Origin of the sequence: Cobetia sp. 5-11-6-3 (genome assembly GCF_013374055.1) — a bacterium.
GTDB lineage: Bacteria > Pseudomonadota > Gammaproteobacteria > Pseudomonadales > Halomonadaceae > Cobetia > Cobetia marina.
Genome location: NZ_BLWJ01000007.1, coordinates 13,318 through 27,409, shown reverse-complemented (window position 1 = coordinate 27,409; position 14,092 = coordinate 13,318). Strand labels below are relative to the sequence as shown.

At 64.8% G+C, this 14,092-nt stretch carries 10 protein-coding genes; 6 read left to right on the top strand and 4 right to left on the bottom strand.

Annotation, left to right across the window (positions count from 1 at the left end; translation table 11 throughout):
* Window positions 1–149: 149 nt before the first annotated feature.
* From HXS66_RS12335 to HXS66_RS12315, 5 genes are all read left to right on the top strand, one after another.
* A complete protein-coding gene (locus HXS66_RS12335) occupies window positions 150–1,004 on the top strand; it encodes a transporter substrate-binding domain-containing protein (RefSeq protein WP_176503651.1) in 855 nt (284 codons plus the stop codon).
* A gap of 47 nt (window positions 1,005–1,051) precedes the next feature.
* Entirely contained in the window at window positions 1,052–1,777 is a 726-nt protein-coding gene (locus tag HXS66_RS12330; RefSeq protein WP_084208742.1) for an amino acid ABC transporter permease, read from the top strand.
* The gene (locus HXS66_RS12325; RefSeq protein WP_077376658.1) at window positions 1,774–2,427 is read left to right on the top strand and encodes an amino acid ABC transporter permease; all 654 of its coding nucleotides are present in this window, start codon (window positions 1,774–1,776) and stop codon (window positions 2,425–2,427) included. Before HXS66_RS12330 ends, HXS66_RS12325 begins: the two co-directional genes overlap by 4 nt.
* Window positions 2,411–3,229: an amino acid ABC transporter ATP-binding protein gene (locus HXS66_RS12320; protein ID WP_176503650.1), complete on the top strand. Its 819-nt coding sequence runs from the start codon at window positions 2,411–2,413 to the stop codon at window positions 3,227–3,229. The genes HXS66_RS12325 and HXS66_RS12320 overlap by 17 nt, the downstream gene beginning before the upstream one ends.
* An 89-nt stretch (window positions 3,230–3,318) precedes the next feature.
* Window positions 3,319–4,596: an amidase family protein gene (locus HXS66_RS12315; RefSeq protein ID WP_176503649.1), complete on the top strand. Its 1,278-nt coding sequence runs from the start codon at window positions 3,319–3,321 to the stop codon at window positions 4,594–4,596.
* 93 nt (window positions 4,597–4,689) lie between these two features.
* On the opposite strand, the gene puuE is transcribed toward HXS66_RS12315, so the two are convergent.
* The 3 genes from puuE to HXS66_RS12300 all read right to left on the bottom strand — a co-directional run bounded on the left by puuE (window position 4,690) and on the right by HXS66_RS12300 (window position 10,421).
* The gene (gene puuE / locus HXS66_RS12310; RefSeq protein WP_218015177.1) at window positions 4,690–5,643 is read right to left on the bottom strand and encodes an allantoinase PuuE; all 954 of its coding nucleotides are present in this window, start codon (window positions 5,641–5,643) and stop codon (window positions 4,690–4,692) included.
* 120 nt (window positions 5,644–5,763) lie between these two features.
* Window positions 5,764–8,586 carry an ATP-dependent DNA helicase gene (locus HXS66_RS17470; RefSeq protein WP_176503648.1) on the bottom strand — a complete coding sequence of 941 codons (2,823 nt, stop codon included), beginning with the start codon at window positions 8,584–8,586 and terminating at the stop codon, window positions 5,764–5,766.
* Window positions 8,583–10,421, bottom strand: coding sequence for a VRR-NUC domain-containing protein (locus tag HXS66_RS12300; protein ID WP_255303229.1), 1,839 nt, complete (start codon window positions 10,419–10,421; stop codon window positions 8,583–8,585). The genes HXS66_RS17470 and HXS66_RS12300 overlap by 4 nt, the downstream gene beginning before the upstream one ends.
* Before the next feature lie 291 nt (window positions 10,422–10,712).
* Between HXS66_RS12300 and HXS66_RS12295 the strand changes: the two genes are divergently transcribed.
* Entirely contained in the window at window positions 10,713–11,435 is a 723-nt protein-coding gene (locus HXS66_RS12295) for a DUF3581 family protein (RefSeq protein ID WP_077376644.1), read from the top strand.
* A gap of 190 nt (window positions 11,436–11,625) precedes the next feature.
* On the opposite strand, the gene selD is transcribed toward HXS66_RS12295, so the two are convergent.
* Window positions 11,626–14,025, bottom strand: coding sequence for a selenide, water dikinase SelD (gene selD / locus HXS66_RS12290; protein ID WP_218015176.1), 2,400 nt, complete (start codon window positions 14,023–14,025; stop codon window positions 11,626–11,628).
* Window positions 14,026–14,092: the final 67 nt, after the last annotated feature.

Genomic DNA, 14,092 nt, shown 5'->3' with positions numbered 1-14,092 from the left:
ACAGGGCTTGTTGAAGAGGGATTGCCAGACAAGCCCTCGCGAAACACCACTGCGATAACCACCAACAACAATGAAACGCCCCAGGGCGCCGAGCGCATGATGAGTCGTTCTCCTCAGCGCTCGGAATTGACTGACACCGGAGTTGACCGATGAGCAAGCGTCACGAGAGCAAGGCCTTCAAGCACGCATCACGCACAGGCAACACGCAACGTCTTGGCAACTGGTTGCGCAAGGGGATTCTGCTGGCCGTCTGGGGCACGCTGGCCGCCACGGCCCTGACGGCCCGTGCGGATGCGCTGAGCGATATCACCGACAGCGGAGTGCTGAAGGTGGCGGTGCCCCAGGACTTCCCGCCGTTCGGCTCAGTCGGGCCGGACCTTGAACCACGCGGCTACGATATCGACATGGCGCGCTATCTGGCGGATGAGATGAACGTGAAGCTGGAGCTGGTGCCGGTCACTTCGGCCAATCGCATCCCCTATCTGCAGACCCGCAAGGTCGATCTGGTGATCTCGAGTCTGGGCAAGAATCCGGAGCGTGAGAAGGCGATCGATTTCTCCGATGCCTATGCACCGTTCTTCCTCGGCGTGTTCGGTGAGAAGGGCAGTGAGGTGGACTCCGCCCAGGGGCTGAGCGAGAAGATCATCGGCGTGACACGTGGCTCGGTGGAAGACATGGAGCTCAGCAAGGTGGTGCCGGAATCGACCACCGTGAAGCGCTTCGAAGACAACAACACGACGTTGTCGGCCTTCCTGTCAGGGCAGGTCGAGATGATCGCCACCGGCAACCTGGTCACCGCCGCCATCGCCGAACGCAATCCCTCCCGCGTGCCGGTCAGTGTACTGCCGCTCAAGAACTCTCCCTGCTATGTGGGCATGCGGCATGACACGCCGGCGCTCAAGGCGCGCGTGAACGAGCTGATCGCCCAGGGGATCGAGGACGGCACGCTCAACGCGCTCTCCGAGACCTGGTTCAAGGCGCCGCTGCCGTCACTGGATGCCTGAATCGAGCTGTCGCACGCCTGACTCCCTTTTCCCGTGAGGCTTGATCGATGAACTATCTCCCGGATTTCTCGCGCCTGCTGCCGTATCTGCCCGACCTGCTGGCCGGGCTGATGACGACGGTCTGGTTGACCATTCTGACCACCACGCTGGGGATACTCGGTGCGGTGATGTGTGTCTGGCAGCGCCATCGTGCGCCGAGCAGCGTCTTCAGCCGACTGCTGGGCATGCTGGTGGAGCTGCTGCGCAACACGCCCTTCATCGTCCAGCTGTTCTTCATCTTCTTCGGCCTGCCGGCGCTGGGGCTGTCACTCAGCGCCGAGATGGCCGCGGTGATCGCGATGACACTCAACCTGGCGGCCTACAGCAGCGAGATTCTGCGTGCCGGTGTCGATGCCACCGGTCGCGGCCAGTGGGAGGCCGGGCGTGCGCTGGGTCTCACGCCCTGGCAGCGCTATCGCCATGTGGTGCTGATGCCGGCGCTGGAACGCATGTATCCGGCGCTGACCAGCCAGTGCGTGATCGTGATGTTGGGTTCCGCCGTGGTCTCCCAGATCAGCGTGGCGGACCTGACCTTCGCGGCCAACTTCATCCAGTCACGTACCTTCCTGAGTTTCGAGAGCTACGTGGTGACGGCAGGCATGTACCTGCTGCTGGCCATCGCGATGCGCGCCTTGCTCAACCGCATCGGGCGTCGTCTGTTCGGCTTTCGCCACCTGACGCCAGCCCCGCGCCGCCGTCTGTCTTCCCATGTGCTGAGAGAGGCCCACTCATGATCGACTTCACGCTGTGGGACATCCTGCGTAACCTGCTGCTGGCGGCGCGCTGGACGCTGGCGCTGTCTCTGATCGCCTTCATTGGCGGCAGTCTGGTCGGGCTGGCGCTGACCTTTCTGCGCCTGACCCGCTGGCCGGGGGCGGCGCTCTTCTGTCGCCTCTACACGGAGCTGTTTCAGGGCACGCCGCTGTTGATGCAGCTGTTTCTGGCCTTCTTCGGCGTGGCGGTCTTCGGGCTGGATGTCTCGGCCTGGACGGCGGCGGCGGTCGCGCTGACGCTGTTCAGCAGTGCCTTCCTGCACGACATCTGGCGTGGCTGTGTCGAGGCGGTGCCCAAGGGGCAGTGGGAAGGGGCGCGAGTGCTGGGGCTCGGTTATCTGAAGACCATGCGTCACATCATCCTGCCGCAGGCGCTGCGCATGGCCATCGCACCGACCGTCGGCTTCTCGGTGCAGATCATCAAGGGCACCGCGCTTGCCTCGGTGATCGGCTTCGTCGAACTGACCAAGGCCGGCACCATGCTCAACAACGCCACCCTGGAACCCTTCACCGTCTTTGCGCTGGTCGCGTTGCTGTATTTCGCCATGTGCTATCCGCTCTCGCGGCTGGCTCGCCACCTGGAGGCACGTCTCAATGTCACTGCTCGCTGAAGTTTCCCCGCTGGACACCGTCTCATCCGATTCCTCGGTCACCGAGAGTGGTGCCGTCTCCGAGAAGGCAAAGGCGCCGCTGGTCAGCCTGTCGGCGCTCACCAAGTCCTTCGGCGATCTGACGGTGCTCAAGGGCATCGATCTTGAAGTGCGCCCGGGCGAGGTGGTCTCGATCATCGGTCGCAGCGGCTCCGGCAAGAGCACCTTGCTGCGCTGTATCAACCAGCTGGAACAGCATGACGGCGGTAGCATCCACGTCGCCGGCAATCTGCTGGTCGGTAGCGAGATGGACGCCGCCGCTCTGGCGCAGGATGTCGGCATGGTGTTCCAGAGCTTCAATCTGTTCCCCCATAAGCGCGTCGGCGAGAACGTGATGCTGGCGCCGATGCTGGTCAAGGGCGTTGCACGGGATGTCGCGGAGCGCGAGGCCCGCGAGATGCTGGCCAAGGTCGGGCTGGGGGAGAAATTCGATGCCTGGCCGAGCCAGCTCTCCGGTGGCCAGCAGCAGCGGGTGGCGATCGCGCGCGCCCTGGCGATGCATCCCAAGGTGTTGCTGTGTGACGAGATCACCTCGGCGCTGGACCCGGAGCTGGTCGGCGATGTGCTCAAGGTGCTGGAGCAGCTCAAGCGTGAGGGCATGACGTTGATTCTGGTGACCCATGAGATGAATTTCGCCCGCGATGTGGGTGACCGCGTGATCTTCATGCACCAGGGGCGCGTGCATGAATCAGGCGACCCCGCGACGCTGTTTGCCAATCCAGCCACGGAAGAGCTGCGCCAGTTCCTTGGCGCGGTGCTGTGATCACACCGCACCGCACCGCACCGCACCGCACCGCACCGCGCCACGCCACGAAGGCGAACCCCCTGATGAGTCGAAAGGAGTCGGTCCCGATGGACAAGCGTATCTATGTTGCCCCGGCGCGTTTCTCCGGGCCGAAGGGAGAGGGGTCTCTTGAGGGCAAGCGACTGGTGGTGAAGGATCTGTTCGCGATCAAGGGCGAGCGCACCGGACAGGGCAATCCTGACCTGCTGGCGAGCGCTCCCATCGAGCGGGGGACGGCGCCCAGCGTGTTGGCGCTTCAGAAGGCGGGGGCCGATTATCGGGCGCGCACCACTACCGATGAGCTGGCCTACAGCCTCAATGGCACCAATGCCCATTACGGCACGCCGCAGAACCCGCGTGCGCCGCTGAGGTTGCCGGGAGGCTCAAGCGTAGGCTCTGCAGTAGCGGTGGCGCGCGGTGAGGCGGAGATCGGGCTGGGAACCGATACCGGTGGCTCCATTCGCGTGCCGTCCAGCTACTGTGGGCTCTACGGGCTGCGGCCGACCCATGGCCGCATTGACACGTCAGGCCTCAAGCCGCTGGCGCCGCGCTTCGATACCATCGGCTGGATGACGCGGGATCTCGCGACGCTGACGCAGGTCAGTGAGGTGTTGATGCCGCCAACGACAGCGACTCGTTTGCCGGCAAGACTCATCCTGCTGGTGCCGGAAGGGCTGGCGGCGGGGCCTTATCAGCGACTGCTGGGGCCGCTGGCGCGTCGTCTAGAATCACTCGGTTTTCGCTGCGAGCGGCGAATGTTCAGCCAGGCCTTCATGGCGAGGGCCAGTGAGGCCTTTCGGATTCTGCAGGGCTGCGAGATTCGTCGTACGCACCAGGCATGGTTGAGTACACCGGAGCAGGGCCCCGACTCTCGCTGGCCGCAGCTGAATCCGGATATCGCGGCGCGCCTCAAATGGTGCATGACGCTCAGCGATACTGACGAGCAGGCAGCAGAAGCCAAGGCAGACACCGTCCGCCGCTGGTACCGCCAGCAGCTGGCAGCCAGTCATGAGGGCGGCGAGAGTGCCTGCGACGATGGCAGTGCGGCTGCCCATGCCCAGGCCGAGGCCACCAGCGAGGCGGTGTTCGTGCTGCCCACCACGCCGGGCGCTTCACCGCTGCTGGGCGCAAGCCTCGAGGAGATGGAGGCCTATCGTCACCGGCTGATGGGACTCACCGCACTGGCCGGCTTGAATGGCGCACCGCAATTGAGTCTGCCGTGGCTGACCGATGACGCAGCGCGCCTGCCGGAGGAGGCTGCACCACCGCCCTGGGGCGTCTCATTGCTGGGCCTGCCGGGCCGTGATGAGAGCCTGCTGGCATTGGCCTGCATGTTGGAAGACTGACTGGCGCAGCCTTGAAGGTGCGATCGCTGACCTTCGCTGGATTCAACCACAAACGCCGCATTCCGAAAGGGCTGCGGCGTTCTTTTTGCGATGTCAGCTGGCGGGGGTATAGGGATGCTCACGCTGCCAGTGCTCGGCGATATCGATGCGACGGGTGATCCATACCCTGTCGTGGGACTGGACGTAATCGAGGAAGCGTTTCAGTGCCGCGAAGCGTCCCGGTCGTCCGGCGATCCGACAGTGCAACCCGATGGAGAGCATCTTGGGTGCCGTGTCGCCCTCGGCGTAGAGCACGTCGAAGGCGTCACGCAGGTACTGGAAGAAGTCCTCACCGTTGTTGAAGCCCTGGGCGCTGGCGAAGCGCATGTCATTGGTGTCCAGGGTGTAGGGGACGACGAGATGCGGCACCTGCTCGCCATTGGCGGTGGTCACCTCCATCCATAGCGGCAGGTCATCGCCGTAGTAATCGCTGTCGTAGGTGAAGCCGCCGTGCTCCACCACCAGTCGGCGGGTGTTGGGGCTGTCGCGCCCGGTATACCAGCCTTGTGGCGCATGACCGACCAGCTCGCGATAGCTTTCCACCGCGCGTTCCAGATGGGCGCGCTCATGGGCTTCATCCATGTGCTGATAATGAATCCAGCGCCAGCCGTGACTGGCGATCTCATGACCATCCTCCAGGAAGCGTGCGACCAGATCCGGATGCCGCGCCAGCGCCATGCCGACACCGAAGACCGTCAGCGGCAGCTCGCGGCGCTTGAATTCATCAAGAATCCGCCACACGCCACTGCGCGAGCCATATTCGTAGATCGACTCCATGCTCATGTGCCGCGCGGGGTAGGCCTCGGCACCGATGATCTCGGAGAGAAACTTCTCGCTCTCGCTGTCACCGTGCAGCAGGCAGTTTTCGCCGCCTTCCTCATAGTTGAGCACGAACTGCACGGCGATCCTGGCACCCCCCGGCCAGTTGGCATGGGGGGGATTGGCACCATAGCCGATCAGATCCCGCGGATAGTCGTCGCCCCACAGGGCGTTGTCGTTGTCTGGCATCGTTCGGCTTCCTTGCGACCGGGGAGCGGAAAGGGGATGAGGCACTGTTCTATTGCCCATTGACGTGCAGGCTTTGTGCCATCTCGGGGCAAAGGCACGCCTGGCGTCATCCTGCTCGCGTCAGTCTGTCGGCGTCCACCAGCGCGGCAGCAGTCGTGCGACTTCCGGGCGCAGGAAGCGGTCATCGATCAGGTGGATCACGCCCTGATCCTGCTCGCTGCGAATCACGCGGCCGGCAGCCTGCACCACTCTGGTGAGCCCCGGGTACAGATAGGTGCAGTCATCGGCATTCAAGGGCTGGATGACAGGGCGCGGTGCACGGGTATCGTCGGGAGACTCGCTCGCTGGACCCTCCATCTGTTCCGGCTGGCTACGACGCAGGGCATCGCTTTGGAGCCACTGCGCCAGGCGCTGCTTGAGCGCTTCATTCTCCGGGCTGAAGCCGGCAAGCCCCAGGGTGGCGATGAAGGCCCCGATCAGACGCGTCCCCGGGAGATCGATCCCTTCGCCGAAGGCACCGCCCAGCACCGCGAAACCGATGCCCTGGCCGTCGGGGGTGAAGCGCTGAATGAAGGTGGTGCGCTCCGCTTCCGTCATGGCACGGGTCTGGCGCCATTGGGGAATCTCCGGCGTCAGCTGTTGCAGGGTGCTGGCGACCTGCTCGAGATAGGCGAAGCTCGAGAAGAATGCCAGATAGTTGCCCGGGCGCTGCTGATATTGGCGGGCCATCAGTTCGGCGATGGGCCGGCAGGAGGCCTCGCGGTCCCGCAGGCGGGTCGAGAGTCGATGGCGACTGACCTGTACCTGTGTCGCCCTGAACGGCGACTCGACACTCAACCAGACTGCATTGTCCGCCAGTCCCAGCAGGCGGTGATGATAGGCCGGCGGATTGAGCGTGGCCGAGAACAATAGGGTGGCGTGGCTGGCGCGCAGGCGGGGGGCCAGCCACGGCGCCGGGCTGACGCAGCGCAGTCGCGGCTGTATCTGGCGCACGCTGCGCCCTCGGGGCTTGCGAGGCCGGGCTGCTGCTTCTGCTTCTGCTCCTACAGCCGATGCTGCGCCGGAGCGTGAGCTTGAACCGCTGGAGAGCGTTGCCTGACGCGGTGGTTTAGTGGCGGCGAGTTCGACCTCGAACAGCGAGTGATCGCCAAAGCCTTCCGCGAGTCGCGTGAGCGTCAGCGCCGCGAAATAGGCCTCCATCATCTCGCCGTCAGGCTCCACGCGACGGCTGGCCGCGGTGGATCTCGGACTGGAGTCTGATGGGGTGGTGCTTGAGGCAAGGGGAACGGCATCGCTCGCGATCAGGCCCAGCTGTTCTGGGGCTTGTGTGGCCGTTGCTCGCGCTGCCTGTTGCCTGGCCGCAGGAGGGGTTGCGGCCTTGTCAGGCTCCGCCAACCAGTCGCCCATCGCGCCCGTCCATTGCGTCAGCGCCTTGAGGAAGTCGCCGGGCAACGTCTCCAGCGCAAGACGTGCCTGTTGACTGCCGTCATCGATGCTGCCGTTCCCGTTGCTTGGATTCCCTGAGCTGCCGTTTTCCGGCCCGAGCTGCTCCAGCGCTCGCCACTGCCGGGCCAGCGTGCGGGAGGCCGAGCGCAGCGGGGCCGGATGGCCCGTGCGACTCAATTGCTTGAGCAGAAAGTGGAACTGTCGGGCGTCGAGTTCGGTGCTGTACATGCCGCGGGCGCGTTCGATGAGGTTGTGGCTTTCATCGACGAGCACCACGGAGCGCCAGTCATTGGCCTGGGTCAGGGCGAACAGCAGCGCATGACTGTCGAAGTAGTGGTTGTGATCTCCGATGATCACATCCGCCCAGCGCGAGAGCTCCTGGGCGAGAAAGTAGGGGCAGATCTCATGGGCCAGGGCGTGTCGGCGTGTCGTCGCCAGCGTCAGTGGCTGGCAATCGGCAAGCGCGGCAGAGCGTGCCGCAGGCAGGCGATCATGGAAGCCGCGCGCCAGCGGGCAGGACTCACCATGACAGGCGAGAGTCGGGTGCTCACAGGTCTTGCTGCGCGCGCCGAGTTCCAGAATGCGCAGCGTTGCGGCAGGCGTGTCCGGTGATTCCGCGTTCTCGACTACCTCTGGCACCAGGGTGGTCAGCGCGTCCAGCGCCAGCGCGCGGCCCGGAGTGCGGGCGGTGAGGTAGAAGAGTCTGTCCGTGCCGTTTCTGGGCATTGCACGCAGCGCAGGATACAGCGTCGCCAGCGTCTTGCCGGTGCCGGTCGGCGCCTCGGCCAGCAGCTCGCGTCCGGTCATCACCGCCTTGTAGGCATGCTCGGCCAGCTGGCGTTGACCGGGGCGCCAGGCAGGCCAGGGGAAGGCAAGCGTGCCAAGGGCGCTGTCACGGGCGCGGCGATGCGCCAGTTCATTGGCGGCGAACTCGCTGAAGCGTGCGGCCAGACGTGCAAGCTCCGCTTCCAGCGCCTCGCGACTCCACCAGGCTTCCAGGCGTTGTTCATCCTGTGAAGCCCCGATGGAGTCACCGCCGGATTCCGGTTCATCCTTGGCAGCGCTGGCTGGTGCGTCCGCGGCGATATCCAGATACACCAGCGCCAGCGTGATGCCCTCGAGATCGCGACTGCGGCACATCAGGGCACCGTAGACACGCGCCTGGGCCCAGTGCAGGGCGCGGTGATTCGCGGGCTGACGGGACAGGTCACCACGGTGGGTCTTGATCTCCTCGAGACAGTTGCGCCTGGGATCATAGCCATCGGCGCGGCCGCGAATCTCGAGATTGTCGATGCAGCCGGAGAGTGATATCTCGCTTTCGTAGTCCTTGCCACGCCGACGCACGATGCGCTGATGGCCGCGAATGCCCTGTTGAGCGGTGGGCGAGGGCGTGAAGCGCAGGTCCAGATCGCCCTCGCGTGCGGCGAAGGCGCACAGCTCGCGTACCGCGATCCGATAGCGCTCGGGTACGCTGCTTGAGGTGTCGGCGGTGATCATCGCGCAGTCGGTGCCTTGCGTGCTGTGGCCTCGTCCTCGACGGACGCATCAGAGGCGTTTACGGTCTGCCATTCGACACGGCACTCCAGCGCCGGAATCGCATGGCGGGCGAACAGGGCCAGCCACTGACGCTGGTTGTCCTGCAGGCGGTCGGTGGGTGCCTTGACCTCGATCATCCGGTACCGCTCGCGGCTGTTCTCGGGGAAGAACTGGATCAGGTCCGGCAGGCCAGCGCGATGCTCGCGGGGATTGGCCAGCAGGTGTCGGAAGCAGGCCTCCAGATGTGCCGGGGGGATGCAGTCCAGTGCGTGGGACAGCAGCTCCTCGCTCAACAGCGGCCAATGCACGAAGGGCGCTTGAATACCCTGTTTCTGCTGATGACGCTCACGAATCGTCTCTCGGTAGCGGCCATCGGACAGGCGCGCGAAGCAGTCCTCGAAAGCGGCCTGGCGACGGTTGACGAAGTCAGGGCGGTAGAGGTCCGCCGGACCGGTATGAAAGGCGTGGAAGAAGGCTCCCGGCAGGGGCGCGAACAGCACGTCCCAGCACAACAGGGTGAAGAGCGCGGGGAGCAGACCATTCTCGACATAGAAGACCGGTGCCTCGGGCGTGGCCAGTGCATGGGCGGCCGCGCGCTCGACCCCATGGATGCCGGCGGCGGCCGAGGTGGCAAGGTCCGGCACCGTAAGGGTGATCTGCGGCGTGGCCGGCGCCTTGGCGCGTCTGGGCGCGGGCAAGCCAAGGCCACGGCACAGGCGAGGCAGGGCGCGCTCAAGTGCCAGCTGTTCGTCCAGCGTGATGTCAGCACGCGCCAGACGCTCGCAGGCCAGCGCGTGGGCTGCGCTGATATCGCCGGAAAGCTCCAGCGCTCTCACTCGGCGCGGCATGGCACGCGGCGCGTAGGCGGAGTTCTCGAGGCAGGCGTACTGCAGTGCGGCTGCGTGATGCCAGCCCTGACGCTCGGCATCGCGCGCCAGCGAGAAACGCAGCCGGTCACGTCGCTGTGCCAGCCAGGCATTGGCGCGATTCGCCTCTGTCGCGTCGGCTTCTGACGATGTCGGCTCGTCCAGGGCCGAGATGATGCGCTGCCAATGCGGCTCCAGTTCAGCATGCGCCGTCTCACGATTCAGACGCTCCCTGGCCGCCTGCCAGTCCTCACGCAGCTGCTCCAGGGCCAGATAACGATCCACCTCCCAGCGCTGGGTGAAGGCGCGCGAGTCTGGGGAAAGCGCGACCGCCTCGCAGCGCAGCAGGCCCAGTTCACTGAGCACGAAGTCCGACAGAGTCTGGCGCAGGTTGCCGAAGAACATCAGGCTCAGGCGTTGCGACAGCTCACCAAGCCCAACACTCAGCGTGTTGGCGGTGGGGTCATTCAGCCACTCGGGCAGTGACCGTGGCGTGGTATCTACCAGCAGCTCGCTGAGGGCATCCGGCATCCGGCGTTTGGGCGTGCTTCTTGGCAGCTCGGGGAAGGCGTCCTTCAAGCGCGGCAGTGTCACAAGTGACAGCATTTCCTCCAGGTTCAGGTCAGCGTTCAGGCGGCACAGCCCATCAGGCGTGGCACTGTCGGCGATCGGTGTGATCAGAGGCTGGCTTGCGGCCTCGATGTCACCGATTTCGGCATAATGCAGCTGCGTGCCCTCGAAATGATCGCCCTTGCGCATCAGCAGGCGGACCAGCAGGGCCCGTGAAGGCTCCGGCAGGCGCGTGATGGCGTCCACCGTGGCACGCTCCGCCTCTGTCAGCAGATCGGCGTGGCACTGGCAGACCCAATCGAGCAGGGTATCGAAGTTGGCCAGGTAGTAGCGCGGATTGTCGAGGGGAGCGGCTTGCATGGCGACCTGTCGAAGTGGCGGGCAGTGCAGCGGTTTGCCCGAAAGCATGGGGTTATATACAGTATATGGCCATCTGTCGGGCTGCAAACTCTTGCAAAGCCTGTCACGAGTCACCATCTGCCTGTCAGCAAGTGGTAAAATCCCGTGATCGACGTGTCATGGCAGCCTCATGGCACGTCTGCTGGACAGGCGTGAAAGCGTGTCACCCTTGATTCCTCCCCTCGGAGGCATTTCCGCGATGGTTCAGGACGGGCCATCGATCATCATTCAAGCAGGGCAGGAAGGCAGTCCATGTTTCTTGATCAGTTTCACCGGGTCGAAGATGGCCGCGTGCGGATCACCGCCGAGCAGGCCAGTCGCTTCGCCAAGCAGATGGCGGGGGATTACAACCCCATTCATGACCCGGATGCGCGACGCTTCTGTGTGCCCGGCGACCTGCTGTTCTCCCTGTTGCTGGCGAAATTCGGCCTTTCACAGTGCATGACCATCCGTTTCTGCGGCATGGTCGGCAATGATGTGCCCTTGATCTTCGAAGCGCTGGAAGAACCCGACGAAAATGGCGTGTCCCTGCTGGTGCGCGATGAAGCCGGCAAGGTCTATCTGACGGTCGAGCGCAGCGGTGATACCACCCATGACGAGGAAGTGGTCGCCAACTTCACTCGCCAGTATATCGCCTTCTCCGGGCGCAACTTCCCGCACTTCCTGCAGCCGCTGATGCTGGAGAAGGGCGTGATGTTCAATCCTGCCCGCCCGCTGGTGATCTATGACAGCATGGGCTTCTGTTTCGAACGGCTCGATATCGCCGATCTGCATCTTGATTTCGTGCGCTCCTCGCTTGAGGTCAACGGCAAGCGTGGTGATACCCTGCTCGAATTCGGCATCCATGATGGCGAGCAGTGCATCGGCAGTGGCTCCAAGAAGCTGGTCGTCAGTGGGCTGCGGGATTACTGTGCCGAGACGATGGATGCCTTCGTTGAGTCCTTCGAGGCGCTCAAGCGCGAAGCGGAAGCCTGAGCCGGCCGAACCGAGATGGCCGAACGGAGCCAGTCGAAGGTGAGATGGCCGAAGTGAGCTAGCTCTCGGACTTGCGTGCTGCAGAGATCAAGACGCCCGCCAGAGAGATCTGGCGGGCGTCTTGTCGTGGGGGGCAAAAGACCGGCGGCAAGGGGGCGGCTGACGTCGTCGGTGAGTTGTCTCGCCGCGTTCAGCGCTTGATGCTGATCGGCGCCAGCGCATCACCCTGTGGCAGGATGCGCCCGATGATGGCGCTGGCGTGATAGCCGGCGGCCTTGAGCGCGGCCAGGCAGGACTCGGCCTCACCGGCCGGCACACTGGCCAGCAGGCCGCCGGCGGTCTGTGGATCGAACAGCAGCGGATAGCGCGGATGATCGATGACGCTGGCCTGATCCTTCAGGGCCCGCTTGAGACGCAGGTTGGCCGGTTGCAGTGAGCTGACCACCCCGCGGGCGACGCAGTCCTCGGCGCCGTCCAGTATCGGCAGGGCGTCGATCTCGAGTTCGGCATCCACGCCGCTGGCGCGGGTCATCTCCACAAGGTGACCGAGCAGGCCGAAGCCGGTGACATCGGTGGAGGCGCTCGCCTGATGGGCGCGCAGGATATTTGCCGCCTGCTGACTGGATTGCTGCATGCTCTCCAGTGCGGCATCGATCCAGCGGCCGCGCGCTTCCAGGCGTGCGTGCGCTGCCAGCAGGGTGCCGGTGCCGATGGCCTTGGTGAGGATCAGCACCTCGCCTGGCTGCATGCCGCCCTTGCAGGTGACGCCGGCCAGATTCTCCTCCACCAGGCCATTGAGGGCGAAGCCCAGCGCCAGTTCCTGCCCCTCGCCGGTATGTCCGCCGACCAGTGTACAGCCTGCCTCGTTGAGCACCTCGGTCGCGCCTTGCATCAGCTCGCGTACCAGCGGCTCGACCTTGCGCTCGATCCCCTGTGGCACCGTGGCCACCGCCGTCGCCGTATGCGGCGTCGCGCCCATGGCGTAGAGATCGCCCAGCGCGTGATTGGCGGCGATGCGCCCGAACAGATAGGGGTCATCGATGAAGGCGCGGAAGAAGTCGACGCTGTGTACCAGTGCCTGACCCTCGGGCACTCGCACGATGGCGGCATCATCCGGGGCATGCAGCCCGACCAGCACGTCCGCGTTCTCGCGCGGGGCAAGGCTCTGCAGCGCTCGGGAGAGCACGCTGGCACCGACCTTGGCGCCACAGCCGCCGCAGCGCATCGCCAATGCGGACAGGGCCTGATGCGCTTCCTGCTCATCCAGCTCGGCGGTCAGGCGCGGGTGGAGCCTGCCATCGCCGCCCTTGAGCGCCTGCCAGGCAGCGCTGATGCGCTGTTGCAATCCTGTCAGGCCGCCGGTGTCCGCAGCGTCCTGCATGCTGGGCAGTTCAGTGAAGCGTGCCATGAACTGGCGGTCGATATGATCCTTCCAGCGCCACAGCCACGGACGCAGCCACGGCGACACCAGCCCAAGATTGCCGCGTGAGGCAATGGCATCACGATCCCCGGTGCTGATCAGGGCCAGCCAGCGGGACTGTGGAATATAGGGATGTAGTGACTCTCCGCGCACGGCGCGGCGCAGGTTGTCAGCCAGCGGCCGTGATTGGCGCACGGCGAATACGCCGGCCTTTTCACGCGGATGATTGACCTGATGCGCGATATCGCCCGCGGCGAAGATGGCATCATCCTCAAGTGTCTGCAGGGTATCGCGCACCTTGAGAAAGCCATCCTCATCCAGGCTCAGTCCTGTCTTCTCCAGCCAGCGTGCCCCTCCGGCGCGTGTCACCCAGATGGCCTCGTCGGCCGGATGGCGGCTGCCGCTGGCACTGATCAGCTGGCGCTGGGATGACGTCGTGGAAGCGTCTACAGCGGTGATCTCCTCACCGAAATGCACCTGGATACCGCGTTCATGCAAGGTGGTGGCGAGTGCAGCGCTGACCTCAGGAGAATGGGTCGGCAACAGGCGCTGTCCGCGGGTGATCAGCGTCAGGTTCGGCGCGAGCGCAGCGGGCAACTCGGCGGCGAGGCGCTGCTGGATGGCCAGCAGCAGCTCGACCCCGCCGGCACCGCCGCCGACCAGCACGATGTCGAGAGGCCGCTTGGCGCTTTTGGCGCGCTCAAGCAGTCTCAGCCAGCGTTGCTGGAAGGTGCTGATCGGTTTGACCGCCACCACGGGGGCATCAGCCGCTTCGGGATCACCGATACCGTCGATGTGGGACAGGCGAGGCGTGGAGCCGATATTGATCGACAGCAGGTCATAGTCCACCGCCGGGCGCTCGGCGCAGATCACGCGGCGCTGGCCGCGGTCGATATCGATCACCTGATCCCGATAGAAGCGTGCGCCGGCGAACTGACACAGCCGACGCAGGTCGATATGCACATCATCAAAGGTGTAATGCCCCGCCACGTAACCGGGTAGCATGCCGGAGTAGGGCGTGTCGGTGTCGCGACAGATGACGGTGAGGCGTACGCCAGGCTCAGGCTGCATGGCGAAACGCATCAACACGCCAACATGGCTATGTCCCCCGCCGATCAGGACGATATCGCGCACGATGGGCGCCTTGGCAGGCATGGACGCAGATGGCATCAGAGGTCTCGATAGTCAGAAGAGGACGGGGATATTGAATAATGGGTAATGATATCAGGAGTCTAGC

Excerpts from the sequence above, each read along its gene's own strand:
- selD (WP_218015176.1), bottom strand. The coding sequence starts at position 14,025 with ATGCCATCTGCGTCCATGCCTGCCAAGGCGCCCATCGTGCGCGATATC.
- puuE (WP_218015177.1), bottom strand. The coding sequence starts at position 5,643 with ATGCCAGACAACGACAACGCCCTGTGGGGCGACGACTATCCGCGGGAT.
- HXS66_RS12295 (WP_077376644.1), top strand. The coding sequence starts at position 10,713 with ATGTTTCTTGATCAGTTTCACCGGGTCGAAGATGGCCGCGTGCGGATC.
- HXS66_RS12325 (WP_077376658.1), top strand. The coding sequence starts at position 1,774 with ATGATCGACTTCACGCTGTGGGACATCCTGCGTAACCTGCTGCTGGCG.
- HXS66_RS12320 (WP_176503650.1), top strand. The coding sequence starts at position 2,411 with ATGTCACTGCTCGCTGAAGTTTCCCCGCTGGACACCGTCTCATCCGAT.
- HXS66_RS12330 (WP_084208742.1), top strand. The coding sequence starts at position 1,052 with ATGAACTATCTCCCGGATTTCTCGCGCCTGCTGCCGTATCTGCCCGAC.
- HXS66_RS12300 (WP_255303229.1), bottom strand. The coding sequence starts at position 10,421 with ATGCAAGCCGCTCCCCTCGACAATCCGCGCTACTACCTGGCCAACTTC.
- HXS66_RS17470 (WP_176503648.1), bottom strand. The coding sequence starts at position 8,586 with ATGATCACCGCCGACACCTCAAGCAGCGTACCCGAGCGCTATCGGATC.
- HXS66_RS12335 (WP_176503651.1), top strand. The coding sequence starts at position 150 with ATGAGCAAGCGTCACGAGAGCAAGGCCTTCAAGCACGCATCACGCACA.
- HXS66_RS12315 (WP_176503649.1), top strand. The coding sequence starts at position 3,319 with ATGGACAAGCGTATCTATGTTGCCCCGGCGCGTTTCTCCGGGCCGAAG.